We start from the raw sequence: 17,004 nt of genomic DNA on the forward strand, positions 1-17,004 counted from the left end.
GAACGCGCCGACCCGGGACCGGATCAGCCGAGCGGCGCCCGCTCGACGCGGTCGTCCGTGCGCGGAAGCCGTCGGACGCCGTCCGGCATCCACCAGACGACGTTCGCCCACACCACGATGAACGCCGTCGCGGCGACCGAATCGGCGAGCAGCGGCGCGATGCCGTCCGTCACGAGCTTCGCGAGCGCGTAGGCGCCGAGGCCCGCGAGGACCGACGCGATCGTCACCGTGCACCAGTTGACGAGGTTGATCCAGTTGATCGCCCGACGCCCATCGGCCGTGCCGGGGCGGCTGTCGTCGTCGACGACGATCGGACGGTACCTGATCCGCAGCCAGTCCCACGTGAGGGCGACCGTGACGGCGCCCGCCCCGACGGCGAGGGCGACCCAGTTCAGTTCGCGGGGAACCTCGAGCGCCGCCGGCGTGTGGTCGCGCGTGACGTACTCGGTCACCAGCTGCGCGATCGGCAGGACGCCGCCGAGCAGCGCGAAGACCGAGATCATCCCGATCGTGCGCACTTCGCGTCCTGGGATCGGCGCGCGCGTGGCCGCGGTCGACGCGCGCAGGGCGATCGCCGTGAGCACGATCGTGACGCCGAGGCAGAGCATCATCAGCAGGAAGTTGCTGCCGATGATCGCGATCATGAACGGGAACACGCTCGCGATGGCCACGCCCGCCATGAACCAGGCGGGGCGCAGCGCGCGCCGGCGCGCCTGCCGCGCCGCCTCGCCGAGCCGGCCGCCGAGCGCCTCGGCGACCGCCGACCAGTGACGCAGGCGCGAACCGACGGAACCGGCGATCACCGCGATGGCGACGAGGCCCGAGACGACGGCGACCCCGAGCCACCAGATCGACTCGAACTCGACGTCGTCCCAGGTCAGCAGCCACGCGACCGCGGCGGCGAAGCCCGAGACCAGGGCGAGGCGCGGCGGGTCGAACAGCGTCGGGACGGGGACGAGCAACGGCCGCAGCAGGAAGAGGACGGCCCAGGTGAGCCAGCGGGTGCCCCGGCGAACGGGCTGGACGACGACGCGGTCGAACAGCCGGACGCTCCGCGACGCGATCGCGAACCGGTACGACGGGTCCAGGTTGAAGATCGTGTCGGTTCCCGCGCGCATCCGCGCCCGGCGGGCGGTGCCCGCCTCCTCGAGCGACGCGGACCCCGGTGCCCGGGTCGCCGCCGGCCCGTTCGCCGTCACCGGTTCGAGCGGTGACAGGGCCCGCGCGACGACCTCGGGCTCGTCCGCCTCGGCGAGGACCGCATCCTGCAGGATCCGGACCGCTCGGGTCGTCTGCACCGCATCGGGGGCCAGCGACGTGAAGAACCTCGCGATCCCCGCGGCACCGTCCAGTCGGCCCCACCACCAGTCGTTCACACGCCAGTCGCGGGCCAGGAAGCCGAGGAAGTTGCCGACGCCGTACCCGGCGAGCTTCGAGCCGCGGTCGAGGGAGACCTCCGCCGAGGCCGCCTCGACCGCCGCGGCCGCGTCGGCCGGCGTCAGCCCGGGGGTCCGCAGGGTGCGGCCCAGCATCGAGAACCACCGGTCCTGCGCCAGGGCCAGGTACTCCTGCGGGTCGGCCGGCGGCTCGTCGACGCCGATCGCCCAGTAGCGCACGCTCGAGAGGGCCGGGGGGATCCCGGCCGAGTGGTACAGCGGCGGCAGGTCCACGGCCGACAGCATCGGGCCGTCGGCGAGCGGACGCCAGGGCGACGCGGCCCACCGCGGGTCGAGCTCGCGGCTCCCCGCGGCGATCTCGCGTTCGACGTTCACCGTCGCGATCCGCAGTCGCGCGACCGCCGTGTCGAGGCCGGCCCACAGGTCGGGTTCGCGGAAGCGGCGGCTCTCGGTGAGCCAGAGGTCGATCCATCCGCGCAGGTCGTCTCCGGTCGGGTCGACTCCCCGCTCCGCGAACGCGGCCGTGGCCTCCAGCACGCGGACCGTGACCCGGTCGCGCCACGCGATCGCGGCCGTGAGGGCGGCGTACGCGGCCTCACGGACCTCGCCGAAGGCGAACCCGTGCCGGGCGCCCGGCTCCGAGGGCATGGCCTCCAGCGCCCGGGTCCAGCCGAGGACGCAGTTCGCGGCATCCGCCAGCGCCAGGGGCGAGCGTGCGAACGCGTCGCGGTGCGCGGGCGACAGCGCCGCGACCCGGTCCGTCGCGGCATCCGCCATCGCCGTCAGCTTGACGAGCGGGATCGGACGGTACCGGCGTCGGTGCTCGAGCGAGGAGTGCAGCTGCCACAGGCTCGGTGCCGCGATCGTCTCGGCCAGGTGGTCCGCGAGGTCGACCGCCAGCGCCCTGCGGTAGGCCGGTCGTCGGGTGACCACGCCGGCCGGGTCGGCGAGTGCGCTGGCGACGAGCGGGGCGGCACCCTCGAAGCGCGCCCTCGCGACCTGCTGGTCGGTGTTGAAGCGCTCGAGCTCCGCGACCTCGCGGGCGACGGACTCCCGGCGCAGCTGCTTGTCGAACATGGACCTGATCGCGCGGAAGAACCGGGAGGCGTTCGGGTCCCAGTCGACGCGGCCGCCGAGCGGCGGGTCGGGTTCGGGATCGAGGAAGATCATCGCGCGGTCGGCGCGACGGTCGGACACGCGCGAACGGGCCGCGCGCAGGGCGCGCTCGATCGGCACGTTGTCGAACACCGCGCCGTCGACGACGCGGTAGGGCGTCGACGCCTCGACGCGGTGACCCGCGAACGCGAACCGCATACCGGGCCCGCCGTCGATGCCCGCCTCGTCGCCCGATCCGGCGTCGCCCTGGAAGGAGTCGATCGCCGCCGGTTCGAAGCCCCCGGGAAGCGACGACGTCGATCGCGCCGCCAGCGCGAGCCGCGAGAGGTTCGTGAGGTCGTCCTCGCGCGCGGCGGGGTCGACCGGACGGCCGGTCGTCTCGAGCTCCCGATGACGGGCGGGGATGCGGTTGCCGAGCCGATGGGCGTCGTCGCCGACGAAGCGGAAGTGCCCGCGTCCCTCGTTCGCGTCCTCCTCGTACTCGTCGTTCGCGTCGATCACGGTCGCGGAGAGGTCGACGGCCGTGTACTCCGACACGAGGTCGGGATGCCGGTCGTCGGTGTCGTAGATCTCGACCAGGGCCTTGTCGGTCTCGGCGCGGAAGTAGTTCTCGCCCTGCATGAGCGCGAGGATCCGCCGCGCGCCGGGCGGGTGCAGCAGCCCCCAGAAGCCGCCGACCGAGCCCCAGGTGCGCAGGAGCCGGTCGAGTCCGGTGCCGGCGCGCTGCGCCACCGCGTACACGACGGCGTTCAGGCCGCCGGCGCTCGCCCCCGCGAGCAGGTCGAACTCGACGCGGTCGTAGCCTGCGGCATCCATCATCTCCGCGTAGGCCTGCAGCCGCAGGCGCACGGGCTCGGTCAGCGGCCGCCCCGGCGTCTCGGGCACGAACGCGAGCGTCTCGTCGCCGACGTCGTAGAGGCGGATGCGACGCAGCAGGTCGAGCTCGGCGACCGTCCCGCCGATCCACACCGCGAGGCTCACGCCGCCGCGCATCGCGAGCGCGACACGCAGCGTCCGGTTGAACGACGGGGTCGCGCCCGGTCGACGCGCGAGCACGTCGGCGACGCGCTCGCCGCTCCGGACGACGACGAGCCCGACGCGCCGCCCGGTGGTCGTGACGCCGGTCGGCGCGACCACGTCGGACGGGGTCGCCGACGTCGGCGCGCCGGTCGATCGCGGGGCGGGGGCGGATTCCGGCATCGGACCGGGTCGGACCATGACGCTCCTCGGGTGGGCGGCGCGGGGTTGCGCCTCGGGGGTCGGCGCGGTCGGCAGGGTGCGCGACCCGACCCAAGCGTGGCACGGCTGTCGCCTCGGATGCACGGGGCTGTCCCCACAACGGGGTCCCCCGGGTCCACCGCGCGGCGCGTATTCTCGGCAGAAGGCGGCGCATGGACGTCGGGGGCTTACGCACGCCTTCGAATGGAGGTGCCTGGATGGTTGAGCGCACGGAGGAACGGCCGCTGAGGGTCGCCATCGCCGACGACGCGCTGCTGCTCCGCGAGGGGATCGCGAAGGTGCTCGAGGGCGGCGGCATCGAGGTCGTCTCCTCGGTCGGCACCGCCGACGAGCTGCTCGCGACGATCGACGACCTCGACCTCGACGCCGCAGTGCTCGACATCCGCATGCCGCCGACCCACCGCGACGAGGGCATCGTCGCCCTGGAGCGCATCCGCGCCGACGGCAGCGAGATCGGCATCCTCCTGCTCTCGATGTACGCCACGCCCGAATACGCGCTCCGCGTGATGGGCGCGGGCAGCGGCACGGGCTACCTGCTGAAGGAGCGCGTCTCGGAGCCGCAGACGCTGGTGCGCGCGGTCCAGACCGTCGCGTCGGGCGGCTCCGTCGTCGACCCCGAGGTGGTCGAGCAACTCGTCCAGCGGACCCGCGCGGACGACCCGCTCGCGCGGCTGACCGAACGCGAGCGGTCGGTGCTCGAATTGATGGCGCAGGGGTACTCGAACGGCGGCATCGCGCAGACGCTGTTCCTCGGCCTCAAGACCGTCGAGACGCACGTCCGCAGCATCCTGCAGAAACTCGACCTCGAGGAGTCGCCCGAGCACCACCGCCGCGTGCTCGCGGTGCTCACGCTCCTCGGCCAGAGGTGATGCCCTTGTGATGGCCCCCGGCCGCCGCGGGCGAATCGCGCGTCGAACCGCCGTGATCGCGACGGTCGTGGCCATCAGCCTGTTCATGGAGGTCTCCGGCTACCTCGCCACGCCGGAGGCGCTGCGGCCGGAGCTGTCCTGGACGACGGTGCACGCGATCGTGCCGCTGGTCTTCGCGGCCTGCGCGGGCGTCGCCTGGGCGATCGGGCCGAACCCGGTCCCGGCGCGGCTGATGATCGCGTTCGTGCTGTTCTGGATCCCGCAGGCGTTCTATCCGGTCATCGAATCGCTCGGATGGCTCTGGCCGATCCTGCGCGGCATCGACCTCGGCTGGGCGGTGGTCGCCGGCATCCTCGTGCTGGTCTATCCACGCGGCGGGCTCGGAGACCGCTTCGACCGCGTGATCGCGACGACCGCCCTCGTCGCGACGGTCGTGAACTTCTTCACGGTGCTCGCGCTCGCCGGACCCGACTCGGTGCCCTGCGACTGCGTCCCGAACCCCTACCGCGTCGCCGAGGCGCCGACCGTGTTCGTCATCGTCGACATCGGGTACCGCTTCATCGGCGTCGCACTCGCGATCGCGATCGCGATCCGGCTGCTGCTGCGCTGGGTGCGAGGCAGCGTGCCCGCTCGCACCGTCGCGTTCCTCATGCCGGTCGCGCTGCTGTCGTGGGTGAGCACCCTCGCCGCCCAGATGGTCCGCTACGCGACGGGCGTCCCGGCGAACCTCGCGCTCGAGACGGTGTCGCTCATCGCGATGGCGTCGGTGCCGGTGTGCTTCGTCGCAGGCATCGCGCATGCCCGCAACATGCGCGCCCGCGTCGCCGACCTCATGCGCATCACGCGCGAGGGCGCCGATCGCGGGCTGTGGGCGGAGTCGCTCGCGCGCACGCTCCGCGACGACTCCGTGCGGGTGTTCTGGTGGGACGAGGAGCGTGGGCGGTACGTCGACGCCGCCGGGCGTCCGATCGACTCCGCCGAAGCGGGGCGCGGCCACAGCATCCTGCCCGTCGCGTCGCCGAGCGGCCTGCCGATCGCGCTGATCCGCCACGATCGCGTGCTCACCGACAACATGCGCCTGCTCGACGGCGTCTCGAGCGCACTGCGGCTCTCGGTCGACAACGGCCGGCTCAGGTCGGAGATCGAGCGCACGCTCGAGCAGGTCCGCCAGTCGCGACAGCGCATCGTCGAGGCGGGCGACGAGGCTCGCCGACGGATCGAGCGCGACCTCCACGACGGCGCGCAGCAGCATCTCGTCGCGGTGGGCATGCAGCTGCGCATCGCGGCGAACGCCGCGCGCGCCTCGGGCGACGATGCGGTCGCCGGCGAGCTCGAGCAGTCGATCGGCACCCTGAACCAGGGCCTGAAGGAGCTCCGCGAGCTCGCGCACGGCATCCACCCCAGCCTGCTGTCGCAGGGCGGTCTCGCGCTCGCGCTGCCCGAGCTCGCCGGACGATGCCCGGTCCCGGTCGACATCGCGGTCCAGCCCGAGGGGCGACTCGCCGAGCTCGTCGAGTCGACGGCGTACTTCGCGGTCGCCGAGTCGCTCGCGAACGTCGCCAAGCACTCGAAGGCCACGCGGGCGTGGGTGCGCGCCTACGTGGAGGGCGACGAGCTCGTGCTGTCGATCCGCGACAACGGCGTCGGCGGCGCCTCGCTCGACCGCGGCACCGGGATGCTGGGGATCGTCGACCGCATCGACGCGGTCGGCGGGTCGGTCGAGCTCGACAGCCCGCTCGGCGCGGGCACGTCGGTCACGATCCGGATGCCGGCGCACCTCGAGGCCTCGGAGGTCCTCCCGGGATCGGGCGCAGGCCTCCTCGTCGCCGCCCACCCAGGGGCCGAGCCGCCGGATGCCGCCGCGGCGCCGGATCCGGCGACGACCGTCTCACCCGGCGTCATCGGTTCTCCCGCCGACCTCTGACCCCGATCAGCCGCGCCAGCGGCAGGACGCGAGGTCGATCCGGTACCCGTCCTCGTCGTCGACCGAGCGGATCGGCACGCCTTCGGCGAGGTAGTGCTCGCGCGCGGCGTCGGCATGTCCCGCAGGCGGTCGGCCGCCGGCGCGGACGACCCGCCACCAGGGCACGTCGCCGCCGTAGCGCGCCATGACCTGGCCGACCGCCCGCGCGCCGCGCGAGCCGAGGGTCGCGGCGACGTCGCCGTACGTCATGACCGTGCCCGGCGGGATGTCGGACACCACGGCGAGCACGGCGTCGACGAAGCCCTCGCCGTGACGCGGCATCCGTCGCCCCCGACCAGGCCGTGGATGGCCGGGTCAGTCGCCGAGCTCGAGGGCGCCGATGACGTCGCCGTACTGGGTCTCGCCGACGTCGCGGAAGCCGATGCGGTGGAAGAACTCGCCCGGTCCGCCCTCGCCCGGCTCCCACAGCACGGTGATGCGGTCGAACCCGCGGCTCTTCGCCTCTTCGGCGAGGGCGTGCGCGAGGAAGCGGCCGACGCCCTTGCCCTGCGCCTCGGCGTCGACGTTGATGCGCCAGATGCAGGCCCGGAACTCCTCGTGCTCGTTCTCGGGGTCGAAGTTGCCGTGGATGAACCCGACGACCTTGTCGTCGCTGAGCGCGACGCGCTGCCACGCGGTGGCGGGGTTCACGACCGACGACTCGGCGGCGTAGGTGACCGGCGCGATGAACTGCTCCTGGCCCGGCTTCAGCGACAGGGTGTTCGCGGCGACGATGTTCGTCGCGTTCAGTTCTTCGAGTCGCAGATCAGCCATGCATCGCAGCCTAACCGGATGACGTGACGCGCGGGTAACCCCATGCATCCGGATGGGATGCCGGAGGACCGCGGCTCGGAGCCGTTCGATCTCTCGATGTCGAGATATTCCGACGACGCGGTAAGCTGGTCGACGGCGTGTCCGGACACCCCCGAGACTTCCTCGCTTCCCAAGCAATCCCACGAGATCCCAAGGAGACCGCCCCTTGTCGAAGATCAAGGTCGAAGGTACCGTCGTCGAACTCGACGGCGACGAGATGACCCGCATCATCTGGCAGGCCATCAAGGACCAGCTCATCCACCCGTACCTCGACGTCAACCTCGAGTACTACGACCTCTCCATCCAGAAGCGCGACGAGACCGACGACCAGATCACGGTCGACGCCGCCAACGCCATCAAGAAGCACGGCGTCGGCGTGAAGTGCGCGACGATCACGCCCGACGAGGCGCGCGTCGAGGAGTTCGGCCTGAAGAAGATGTGGCGCTCGCCCAACGGCACCATCCGCAACATCCTCGGCGGCGTCATCTTCCGCGAGCCGATCATCATCTCGAACATCCCGCGGCTCGTCCCCGGTTGGAACAAGCCGATCATCGTCGGCCGCCACGCGTTCGGCGACCAGTACCGTGCCACCGACTTCAAGTTCGAGGGCCCCGGCACGCTCACGATGACCTTCACCCCGCAGGACGGCTCCGAGCCGCAGCAGTTCGAGGTCTTCCAGGCGCCGGGCTCGGGCATCGCGATGGGCATGTACAACCTCGACGCGTCGATCCGCGACTTCGCGCGCGCCTCGCTGAACTACGGCCTCGACCGCAACTACCCGGTCTACCTCTCCACGAAGAACACGATCCTGAAGGCCTACGACGGCCGCTTCAAGGACATCTTCCAGGAGGTCTTCGACACCGAGTTCAAGGAGAAGTTCGACGCCGCCGGCATCACCTACGAGCACCGCCTCATCGACGACATGGTCGCGGCCTCGCTCAAGTGGGAGGGCGGCTACGTCTGGGCCTGCAAGAACTACGACGGCGACGTGCAGTCCGACACCGTCGCGCAGGGATTCGGCTCGCTCGGCCTCATGACCTCCGTGCTCACCACGCCCGACGGCAGCATCGTCGAGGCCGAGGCGGCGCACGGCACGGTCACGCGCCACTACCGCCAGCACCAGCAGGGCAAGCCCACCTCGACCAACCCGATCGCCTCGATCTTCGCCTGGACGCGCGGCCTCGCGCACCGCGGAAAGCTCGACGGCAACCAGGAGCTGATCGACTTCTCGCACACCCTCGAGGACGTCATCATCAAGACGGTCGAGTCCGGCGCCATGACGAAGGACCTCGCGCTCCTGGTCGGCCCCGAGCAGGAGTTCCAGACGACCGAGCAGTTCCTCGACACGATCGACGCGAACCTCAAGGCGCGCCTGGCCGCCTGAGCCTCGCGCTCGCACCTCGAAGGGCCGGATGCCTCGGGCATCCGGCCCTTCGCCGTGTCCGGGACCCCTCGTTCGCCCTCGCGCGCATCCGAGTGCCGTTCCTGCGGTGGAGTACGGGATCGACCGGCACTCCACCGCGCGAACGGACCTTCGTCGCGGTCGGGTCGAGGGAGTGGGCGAGGATGGGGGAATGGCCCGCGGCATCCGTCTCATCCGGCGTTATCCGGTCGTCTCGCTCACGCTCGCGATCGGACTCGTCGGCATCGTGCTGGCGCTCTCCGGGCAGGGCTGGCTCGTCGCGTGGATCTTCAGCGGGTACGCGCTCGCGATCGCCGCGTGGCAGGCGGTCGGCATGGTGCGCGACATCCTGCGCGGCCACTGGGGGCTCGACATCCTGGCGGTCACCGCCATCGTCGCGACGGTCGTCGTGGGGGAATACGTCGCCGCTCTCATCGTCGTCCTCATGCTCACCGGCGGGGAGGCGCTCGAGGACTACGCGAACCGTCGCGCCAAGCGCGAGCTCGACGCACTGCTGACGCGTGCGCCGCAGCGCGCGCACCGGGTCGTCGACGACCACTTCGTGGACGTGCCCGTCGACGAAGTACGGCCAGGAGACGTCCTGCTCGTGCGCCCGAGCGAGATCGTGCCCGTCGACGGCACGCTGCGCTCCGACGAGGCGTCGGTCGACGAGTCGTCGATCACGGGTGAGAGCATCCCCGTCGAGAAGCACGCCGGCGACGAACTGCTCTCCGGGTCGGTGAACGGCCCGGCCGCCATCGAGATCGTCGCGACCGCCCGCGCCGCCGACAGCCAGTACCAGCAGATCGTGGCGCTCGTCGCCGAGGCCGCGGCCAGCAAGGCGCCCGTCGTGCGATTGGCCGACCGGTACGCCGTGCCGTTCACGGCGTTCTCGCTGCTGCTCGCCGGCGCCGCGTGGTGGATCTCGGGCGACCCGGTGCGGTTCGCCGAGGTGCTCGTGCTGGCGACGCCCTGCCCGCTGCTCATCGCGGCGCCCGTCGCCTTCATCGGCGGCATGAGCCGGGCCGCGCGCAACGGCGTGATCGTGAAGGGCGGCGGCGTCCTCGAGCAGCTCTCCCGCGCCCGTACGGCGGTCTTCGACAAGACCGGGACGCTGACGCACGGCTCGCCCGAGCTGGTCGCCGTCAGGCCCGAGCCGCCGTACGGCGAGGACGAGCTGCTGGGGCTCGTGGCATCCGCCGAGCAGTACTCCTCGCACGTGCTCGCGGCATCGATGATCGACGCCGCGACCGGGCGCGGCATCCCGCTCGCGGAGGCGGCGGCCGCGCGCGAGGCGGCGACGAACGGCGTGGTCGCCCGCATCGACGGGCACGAGGTCGTCGTCGGCAAGTTCGCGTTCGTCGCCGAGCACGCCCCGTCTTCGCGGCGCACCGACATCGCCCCCGGCGAGCTGGCGATCTACGTGGCGGTCGATGGCAGGTACGCGGGGGCGCTGCTCGCCCGCGACCGCCTGCGGGGCAACGCGGCCGCCACGCTCGAACGACTGGACGAGCTCGGCGTGCACCACACCATGATGCTCACGGGCGACGCGCAGGCGACCGCCGACCACATCGCCGCCGAGCTCGGCATCGAGCGCGTGCGGGCCGAGTGCCTGCCCGCCGACAAGGTCCACGAGGTGGCCGGGATCGCCGAGCGGCCGGTGATCATGGTCGGCGACGGCGTCAACGACGCGCCCGTGCTCGCGGCCGCCGACGTCGGCATCGCGATGGGGGCGCGCGGCGCGACGGCGGCGAGCGAGTCCGCGGGCGCCGTGATCCTCGTCGACGACGTCTCCCGCACTGCGAAGGCCGTCGAGATCGGCCGCGACACCGTGCGCATCGCCCTGCAGTCCATCTGGCTCGGCATCATCGTGAGCGTCGCGCTCATGCTGGTGGCCGCGTTCGGGCTCATCCCGGCGACCGCCGGCGCGCTGCTGCAGGAGCTCGTGGACCTCGCGACGATCCTGGCCGCCCTGCGGGCCATCGGCGGCCGGCGCGACGCCCGGGCTGCGGTGGACACCGGCCGTGCCGACGTCGGGTCCGGGTCGGCGCGGCCGGACGCCGCGCGGCGCTGACGGCCGGCGAGGCGGCCGCCCGCCCGCGCGGCGGGACCTCGACGGCCCGGCGTCAGCCCGCGAGCCCCGACGTGTGCGCCACGACCACGGCCTGCACGCGGTCGCGCACCCCGAGCTTCAGGAGCACGCGCGCGACGTGCGTCTTCACCGTCGTCTCCGCGAGGAAGAGCTCGGCGCCGATCTCCGCGTTCGAGAGCCCGCGCGCCATGGCGCGGAGCACCTCGCGCTCGCGCGGTGTCATCTCGGCGGCTCCGGCCGGGGCCGCCTCCGCCGTCGGGCGCTCGACGTAGCTCTGCACGAGCCGGGCCACGACGCTCGGCCCGAAGGTCGACTCGCCGGCCGCGCAGGCCTTCACCGCGGCGATCAGTTCGCGCGGCGGCGTGGTCTTGATGAGGAACCCCGACGCGCCGGCCCGCAGGGCACCCGCGACGTAGTCGTCGAGGTCGAACATGGTGAGCACCATGACCCGGGCGGACGGGGCCGCGGCGAGGACGGGCCCGATCGCCGTGATGCCGTCGCCTCCGGGCATCTCGACGTCCATGAGCACGAGGTCGGGTTGCAGGCGGGCCGCCTCGCCCACGGCCGACGGCCCGTCGTCGCAGACGGCGACCACCTCGAGGTCGGGGTCGCTCTCCAGGATCGAGACGAGCCCGCTCCTGAGCAGCTCGTGGTCGTCGACGAGGATCAGGCGGGTCACCCGCGCGCTCCGTCCACGTGCACGAGCGGCAGCCGCGCCATCACCCGGAATCCCCGGTCGGCTCGCGGACCGGCGGCGAACTCGCCGCCGACGTCGGCCACGCGCTCGGCGAGCCCGGTGAGCCCGTACCCGCCGCGCGATCGCGGTGCGGCCCGCGCGCCGTCGTCGACCACCGAGACCTCCACCGCGTCGCCCACCACGGCCAGGCGGAGCGCGATGCGGGACCCCGGTGCGTGCCGCGCCGCGTTCGCGACGCCCTCCTGCGCGATCCGATAGGCGGTCTCGGCGAGGTCGCGGGGGAGGTCGGGCGGCGGGTCCTGGAGCATCGCGTCGACGTGCACGCCGGCGCGGCGCATCCGCTCGACCAGCGACGGCAGGTCGGCCGGGCCGCGGTCGGCCGAGCCGCCGAGCGTCGCGCCCGCCAGCCGCGGCATGAGGTCGTCGAGCTCATCGACGGCCTGGTCGGCGGCCGCGACGACCACGTCGATCGCCCGGATGGCCGCGTCTCGGTCGGAGGCCCACCGGAGCTCCGCCGCGCCGGCCTGCATGATGATGACCCCGATCGAGGCGGAGACCGCGTCGTGGAGCTCACGCGCGGTCGCGATCCGGTCGCGCTGCACGGCAGCGCCGGCCTCGCGATCGAGGATCGCCTCGTGCCGGGCGGCGCGGGCGGCGCTCCGCCGACGGCGGGCATCGAGCACCCGGCTCGCGGACCCCGTGAGCGCGGCCGCGGCGAGCATGACGACGAGGATGCCGACGTTCTCGGGCGACCACACCATCTGCGACCAGACGCCGACGGCGGCCAGGGCGACCGGACCGAGGACCGCGAGCGGCCCACGTCGCGGGCGCGCGACGGCCGCCCACATCGGGAGACCGAACGCGAGCACGGTCCACGTCCCGAACCGGACCGGCGTCCCGAGGGCGGCGCCGACCGCCACCGCGGCCGCCTGGACGGCGAGCGCGGCCCCGGGGTCCACCCGCCAGGCCAGGGTCGCTGCAGCGGCGGCGACGCCCAGGAGGACGGCGAGGACGGACGGGCCGCGGAGGTCGAGTGCCGGACCGGCCAGCGATTCGAGCAGGCACACCGCGACCGCGAGAGCGGCGAGGACGAGGTCGAGCGCTCCCGGGCGCGGGCGCGGCGGTGCGATGGGTTCCGCCTCCGCGGGCACGGGGCCGCCGTCGCCGCCGGGCGCCCGCAGCAGCTCGAGCAGGCGTCGGAGCTCGGCCGTCGCGGCGCGGCCGTCGTGCTGGATCGCGCGGAGGAGGTCGGGCACGTCGGCAGGGGAGGCGGGGGTCGTCGCGCCGGCGGTCGCGGGGTCGCCCGGGGCGGCCGCGGCGAGGTCGTGCCCGGAGTTCGCGCGGTCGTCGTCCTCCGAGTCCGCGGCCGCGGGGCGGAGGGTCGACGGAAGGGCGGCGGCGTGCGCCCGGATGCCGAGTACGGCGCGACGCACGACCGCTTCGATGTCCGCGGACATCCTGGCCCGTTCCTCGTCGACCGCGGCCCGGGCGGCCTCCTCCGGCGAGCGCCCGATGGTCGCCGACGCGAGCGAGGCGGCGCGGTGCGCGGACCGCCACGCGAGGACCGCCGCGCGCACCCCGAGGCCGAGGAAGGCGAAGAGGATCGACACGAACACGACGTCGAGCGGCGGCAGCGCGCCGCCGTTCAGGGCGGCGACGGCGGCGACCGCCGCGGTGATCGCGACGAACGCCACGACGGCGAACGACCGGATGCGCGGGCCCATGCGACGAACGCTAGTGCGCCGCCGAGGCCGTGCGCATCCTCCGTGGGGACGACCCCGATGACGTGCCCGCGGAGGAGGGCGATCGGTCCCGACCGAGGACGGCCGCGGTCCCCCTCGGCGGATGCGGCCGCGCACGTGCGACGGGAGCCTGCTCCCGGTGGTCGTCGACCACCGCATCCCGTCGAACCGGAGGTACCAGCCATGTCCCGCATCCGCCTCGCCGCACTCATCTGCGCGATCGCCACGTCCGCGATCGCCCTCTCCGACGCGCTCACGCGCATCCTCACCGGTTCCGACTCGGTCTTCGCCGACGGGAGCCCGCTGCCGTTCGTCTCCGCGGTGGGGGGCGCCGTCCACGTCGCCTGCTATGCGCTGATCGTGGTCGTGCTGTTCACGGTCGCGGCGCCGGTGTTCCGGGGACGCCCGTGGCGTTCGGTCGTGCGCTGGGCCCTCGCGGCCGTGTACGGCACCATGGCGATCGGGCTGACGGTGCACCTCTTCGGCATCGAGCCCGAGGGCGTGCTCGGCATCGCCGTCAACGTCGGGTTCTTCGGAATGCTGCTCCTGCCCGCGGTGCTCGGCATCACGCTGCTCGTGCAGAGCGACCGCTCGCCGTCGGCCTGGCTCCTGATGCTGACGCTGCCCGCCACGGCGCTCCTCTTCGTCCTGCCCGGGTCCGCGGCGCACCCGGGGTATGCGGAGACGCTCGCGAACCTGGGCCTCGTCCTGCTCGGCGTCGGCGTCGCGGCCACGCGTCCGGCAGCGGACCGGGTGCGTCCCGTCGGGTCGGTCGCGGCCTGAGGCAGCGGATCCGACCACGGAGCGCGACCCCGGTGCCGGAACGGCGCTCACCGCCCGTTCCGGCACCGGCCGGCGTCGCGGTCGTGCCGTGCGTGCATGGATCGACAGGTCACGGGTTTGTAAAGAACATGAACGAATTTGGCCCGAGGGGTTGCGCGGGGGTTTGTTCGTAAGGTGTACTAACAAACGTGACGGCAACGGAAGCAGCACCCGGGCAGGCGCCCGCAGGCATCACACTCGGCGGCGCGCGCACGGCAGGGCCGGCGACGGCGGCCGGCCAGCTCTTCGCGGGCCGCGCCCTCCGCACCTCCGGCAAGGTGCTCCCCGAGCACGCCCGCAGCCACAACCGCTCGCTGGTCCTGCAGACGCTCTACTCGTCGGGCGCGCAGAGCCGGGCGGATGTCTCGCGCGAGACCGGGCTCACGCGCGTCACCGTCTCCGACCTGGTCGCCGAGCTCATCGGCGAGGGCCTCGTCGTCGAGCTCGGCCACCGCGAGGACGCGCGTCCCGGCAAGCCGGCGACGCTCATCGACATCGACCGCGCCGGCCACCACGTGGTCGCCCTCGACCTCTCCGAGCACACCCGCTTCCGCGGAGCGGTGCTCGACCTCGACGGCACGATCGTCGCCAGGGCCGAGGTGGCGCTCGACGGTGCGACCGGCGAGCGTGCGGTCGAACTCGTGACCGAGCTCCTCGACGGGCTCCTCGCGCTCACGACGGCGCCGGTGCTCGGCATCGGCGTCGGATCGCCGGGTGTCGTCGAGCCCAACGGCGTCGTCCACTCCGCCCCCAACCTCGGCTGGACCGACCTCCCGCTCCAGGAGCGGCTCCGGGCCGCGTTCCACCTGCCCGTCCACGTCGCCAACGACGCCAACGTCGCCGTGCTCGCCGAGCACGCGGGCGCCCCGGGCGACCTCCTGCTGGTCAAGGTCGGCCACGGCGTCGGCGCCGGCCTCGTCGTCGGCGGGCGCCCCGTGCTCGGCGCCGGCAGCGCCGCGGGCGAGATCGGCCACGTCGTCGTCGGCACCGACGGCGGCCCGCGCTGCGCGTGCGGCAAGCACGGCTGCCTCGAGGCCTGGCTCGCCGTGCCCAGGCTCACCGCCGAGCTCGAACGGCTCGGCGACGCGGATGCCGCGGCATCCGCTCGCGAAGAGACCCTGCGGGAAGCGGGCCGACGCCTCGGCATCGTGCTCGCCCCCGTCGTCGGTGCGCTGAACCTCTCCGAGGTCGTGCTCAGCGGACCGACGGAACTGCTTGACGGCCCGCTGCTCGAGGCGGCCGCCGAGACGGTCCGGAACCGGACGATGACGGAGCACCACCGGGAACTGAGGCTCCGGATGACCGCGCACGGGCAGGACATCGTCCTGCGCGGGGCGGCCGTCATGGTCCTCTCCGGCCAACTCGGGGTCTCCTAGGCCCCAACCCCCTGCACCACGGGTGGCAGCAGCCCCGCTCCCACCTTCCCCCTACGAAAGGAAACCACGCAATGAGGAACCTCGGCATCGTGGCGCTCGGCGCCGCGGCTGCGCTGACCCTCGCCGGGTGCGCCACCACCGGAGGCGACGCGGCCTCCGAGGAGGGCGCGGAGATCCGCGTCTGGCTCGTCGGCACCGACACCCCCGACGCGGCGCGCGAGCTGCTCGTCGACACCTTCGAGGAGGAGCACCCCGGCTCCACGCTGGTCATCGAGGAGCAGTCGTGGGACGGCCTCGTCGACCGCCTGACCACGAGCCTGTCCGGCTCGGACAGCCCCGACATCGTCGAGGTCGGCAACACCCAGGCGTCGGCGTTCACCTCCGCGGGCGCGTTCATGGACCTCACCGACCACTACGACGAGCTCGGCGGCGACGACCTGCTGCCCGGCTTCGTCGAGGCGGGTTCCTACGACGAGAAGTTCTACGCGGCCCCGCTGTACTCGGGCGCTCGCCTCGTCTTCTACAAGAAGGACGCCCTCGCGGCCGCCGGCCTCGAAGCCCCGACCACGCTCGACCAGTACGTCGACCAGGGCATCCAGCTGGCGACCGACAACCCGGGGAAGTCGGGCATCTGGTGGCCCGGCCAGGACTGGTACAACGCCCTGCCCTACATCTGGGAGAACGGCGGCGAGATCGCGGTTCCGGACGGCGACCAGTGGGACGCGCAGCTCTCGAGCGACGAGTCGATCGCGGGCCTCGAGCAGGTGCAGAAGGTCATGACCGAAGCGTCGCTCGCGCCCAAGGACGGCAACGAGACCAACCCGCAGGTCGGATTCTGCGACGGCACCACGCTGCAGCTCTCGGCCCCGAGCTGGGTCAAGTGGTCGATCCTCGCCCCGGAGGACGCGGAGACCCCCGGCTGCCCCGACCAGGAGGAGAACCTCGGCGTCTACGCGCTCCCGGGCGCCGACGGCGACGCCGCACAGGTCTTCGCGGGCGGCTCGAACATCGGCATCTCGGCCAAGACCCAGCACCCCGAGCTCGCGCTCGACGCGCTGAAGATCATCCTCTCGGACGAGTTCCAGACGATCTACGGCGAGAACGGCCTGGTCCCGGCGAAGCTCTCGCTCGCCGACACGCTCGGCACCGACGAGGTCGCGCAGGCGATCGCCGCCGCGGCCGGCAACGCCAAGCTCACCCCGGCCTCGCCGAAGTGGGCCGACGTCGAGGCCGCGGGCATCCTGCAGGACCTCTTCGTCAACATCGCGCAGGGCGGCGACGTCGCCCAGCTCGCCGAGGAGGCGGACCAGCAGATCGAGGACATCCTCAACGGCTAGTCCTTGCCACGCGGTGCGGCCGCGCGCACACTCGACGTGCGGCCGCACCGACTCCACCGGGCCCCGGGGCCGCCGGGGCCCCCCCCCCCCCCCCCCCCCGCGCCCAGTGGGGGGCGCCCCCCCCCGGAGCCCCCCCCCC

Annotated in this window: 12 protein-coding genes; 7 read left to right on the forward strand and 5 right to left on the reverse strand. The window is 73.3% G+C overall.

Annotated features, from left to right (window positions below; genetic code table 11):
- Positions 1 to 23 precede the first annotated feature (23 nt).
- On the reverse strand, positions 24 to 3,731 hold the full coding sequence (locus ACSJD1_RS16715) for a DUF3376 domain-containing protein (RefSeq protein ID WP_438856421.1): 3,708 nt from the start codon (positions 3,729 to 3,731) through the stop codon (positions 24 to 26).
- Between the two features lie 218 nt (positions 3,732 to 3,949).
- Between ACSJD1_RS16715 and ACSJD1_RS16720 the strand changes: the two genes are divergently transcribed.
- A complete protein-coding gene (locus tag ACSJD1_RS16720; protein ID WP_438856422.1) occupies positions 3,950 to 4,621 on the forward strand; it encodes a LuxR C-terminal-related transcriptional regulator in 672 nt (223 codons plus the stop codon).
- Positions 4,622 to 4,673: 52 nt separating this feature from the next.
- Positions 4,674 to 6,545 carry a sensor histidine kinase gene (locus ACSJD1_RS16725; protein ID WP_438856423.1) on the forward strand — a complete coding sequence of 624 codons (1,872 nt, stop codon included), beginning with the start codon at positions 4,674 to 4,676 and terminating at the stop codon, positions 6,543 to 6,545.
- A 6-nt stretch (positions 6,546 to 6,551) separates the two neighbouring features.
- Here ACSJD1_RS16725 and ACSJD1_RS16730 read toward each other — a convergent pair whose 3' ends face one another.
- Together ACSJD1_RS16730 and ACSJD1_RS16735 are read right to left on the reverse strand one after the other, a co-directional pair.
- Positions 6,552 to 6,866 carry an MGMT family protein gene (locus ACSJD1_RS16730; RefSeq protein ID WP_438856424.1) on the reverse strand — a complete coding sequence of 105 codons (315 nt, stop codon included), beginning with the start codon at positions 6,864 to 6,866 and terminating at the stop codon, positions 6,552 to 6,554.
- A gap of 33 nt (positions 6,867 to 6,899) precedes the next feature.
- Positions 6,900 to 7,358: a GNAT family N-acetyltransferase gene (locus ACSJD1_RS16735; RefSeq protein ID WP_438856425.1), complete on the reverse strand. Its 459-nt coding sequence runs from the start codon at positions 7,356 to 7,358 to the stop codon at positions 6,900 to 6,902.
- 205 nt (positions 7,359 to 7,563) lie between these two features.
- Here ACSJD1_RS16735 and ACSJD1_RS16740 point away from each other — a divergent pair, with 205 nt between their 5' ends.
- Together ACSJD1_RS16740 and ACSJD1_RS16745 are read left to right on the forward strand one after the other, a co-directional pair.
- Complete coding sequence (locus tag ACSJD1_RS16740; RefSeq protein WP_438856426.1) at positions 7,564 to 8,781, forward strand: NADP-dependent isocitrate dehydrogenase; 1,218 nt, start codon at positions 7,564 to 7,566, stop codon at positions 8,779 to 8,781.
- Positions 8,782 to 8,971: 190 nt separating this feature from the next.
- Entirely contained in the window at positions 8,972 to 10,873 is a 1,902-nt protein-coding gene (locus tag ACSJD1_RS16745) for a heavy metal translocating P-type ATPase (protein WP_438856427.1), read from the forward strand.
- A gap of 52 nt (positions 10,874 to 10,925) precedes the next feature.
- On the opposite strand, the gene ACSJD1_RS16750 is transcribed toward ACSJD1_RS16745, so the two are convergent.
- Positions 10,926 to 11,570, reverse strand: coding sequence for a response regulator (locus tag ACSJD1_RS16750; protein ID WP_438856428.1), 645 nt, complete (start codon positions 11,568 to 11,570; stop codon positions 10,926 to 10,928).
- Positions 11,567 to 13,312, reverse strand: coding sequence for a sensor histidine kinase (locus ACSJD1_RS16755; protein ID WP_438856429.1), 1,746 nt, complete (start codon positions 13,310 to 13,312; stop codon positions 11,567 to 11,569). Before ACSJD1_RS16755 ends, ACSJD1_RS16750 begins: the two co-directional genes overlap by 4 nt.
- Before the next feature lie 201 nt (positions 13,313 to 13,513).
- Between ACSJD1_RS16755 and ACSJD1_RS16760 the strand changes: the two genes are divergently transcribed.
- The 3 genes from ACSJD1_RS16760 to ACSJD1_RS16770 all read left to right on the forward strand — a co-directional run bounded on the left by ACSJD1_RS16760 (position 13,514) and on the right by ACSJD1_RS16770 (position 16,865).
- A complete protein-coding gene (locus tag ACSJD1_RS16760; RefSeq protein WP_438856430.1) occupies positions 13,514 to 14,113 on the forward strand; it encodes a hypothetical protein in 600 nt (199 codons plus the stop codon).
- 230 nt (positions 14,114 to 14,343) lie between these two features.
- A complete protein-coding gene (locus ACSJD1_RS16765; protein WP_438856432.1) occupies positions 14,344 to 15,528 on the forward strand; it encodes an ROK family transcriptional regulator in 1,185 nt (394 codons plus the stop codon).
- A 71-nt stretch (positions 15,529 to 15,599) separates the two neighbouring features.
- Complete coding sequence (locus tag ACSJD1_RS16770) at positions 15,600 to 16,865, forward strand: extracellular solute-binding protein (RefSeq protein ID WP_438856431.1); 1,266 nt, start codon at positions 15,600 to 15,602, stop codon at positions 16,863 to 16,865.
- The last annotated feature ends 139 nt before the right edge of the window (positions 16,866 to 17,004 follow it).

The organism is Agromyces excoecariae, from assembly GCF_051715505.1.
In the GTDB taxonomy this organism is placed as follows: domain Bacteria; phylum Actinomycetota; class Actinomycetes; order Actinomycetales; family Microbacteriaceae; genus Agromyces.

What these genes read in the sequence shown, in the direction of transcription:
- ACSJD1_RS16715 (WP_438856421.1), bottom strand. Translation starts at nt 3,731, where the DNA reads ATGGTCCGACCCGGTCCGATGCCGGAATCCGCCCCCGCCCCGCGATCG.
- ACSJD1_RS16720 (WP_438856422.1), top strand. Translation starts at nt 3,950, where the DNA reads ATGGTTGAGCGCACGGAGGAACGGCCGCTGAGGGTCGCCATCGCCGAC.
- ACSJD1_RS16730 (WP_438856424.1), bottom strand. Translation starts at nt 6,866, where the DNA reads ATGCCGCGTCACGGCGAGGGCTTCGTCGACGCCGTGCTCGCCGTGGTG.
- ACSJD1_RS16735 (WP_438856425.1), bottom strand. Translation starts at nt 7,358, where the DNA reads ATGGCTGATCTGCGACTCGAAGAACTGAACGCGACGAACATCGTCGCC.
- ACSJD1_RS16745 (WP_438856427.1), top strand. Translation starts at nt 8,972, where the DNA reads ATGGCCCGCGGCATCCGTCTCATCCGGCGTTATCCGGTCGTCTCGCTC.
- ACSJD1_RS16755 (WP_438856429.1), bottom strand. Translation starts at nt 13,312, where the DNA reads ATGGGCCCGCGCATCCGGTCGTTCGCCGTCGTGGCGTTCGTCGCGATC.
- ACSJD1_RS16760 (WP_438856430.1), top strand. Translation starts at nt 13,514, where the DNA reads ATGTCCCGCATCCGCCTCGCCGCACTCATCTGCGCGATCGCCACGTCC.
- ACSJD1_RS16770 (WP_438856431.1), top strand. Translation starts at nt 15,600, where the DNA reads ATGAGGAACCTCGGCATCGTGGCGCTCGGCGCCGCGGCTGCGCTGACC.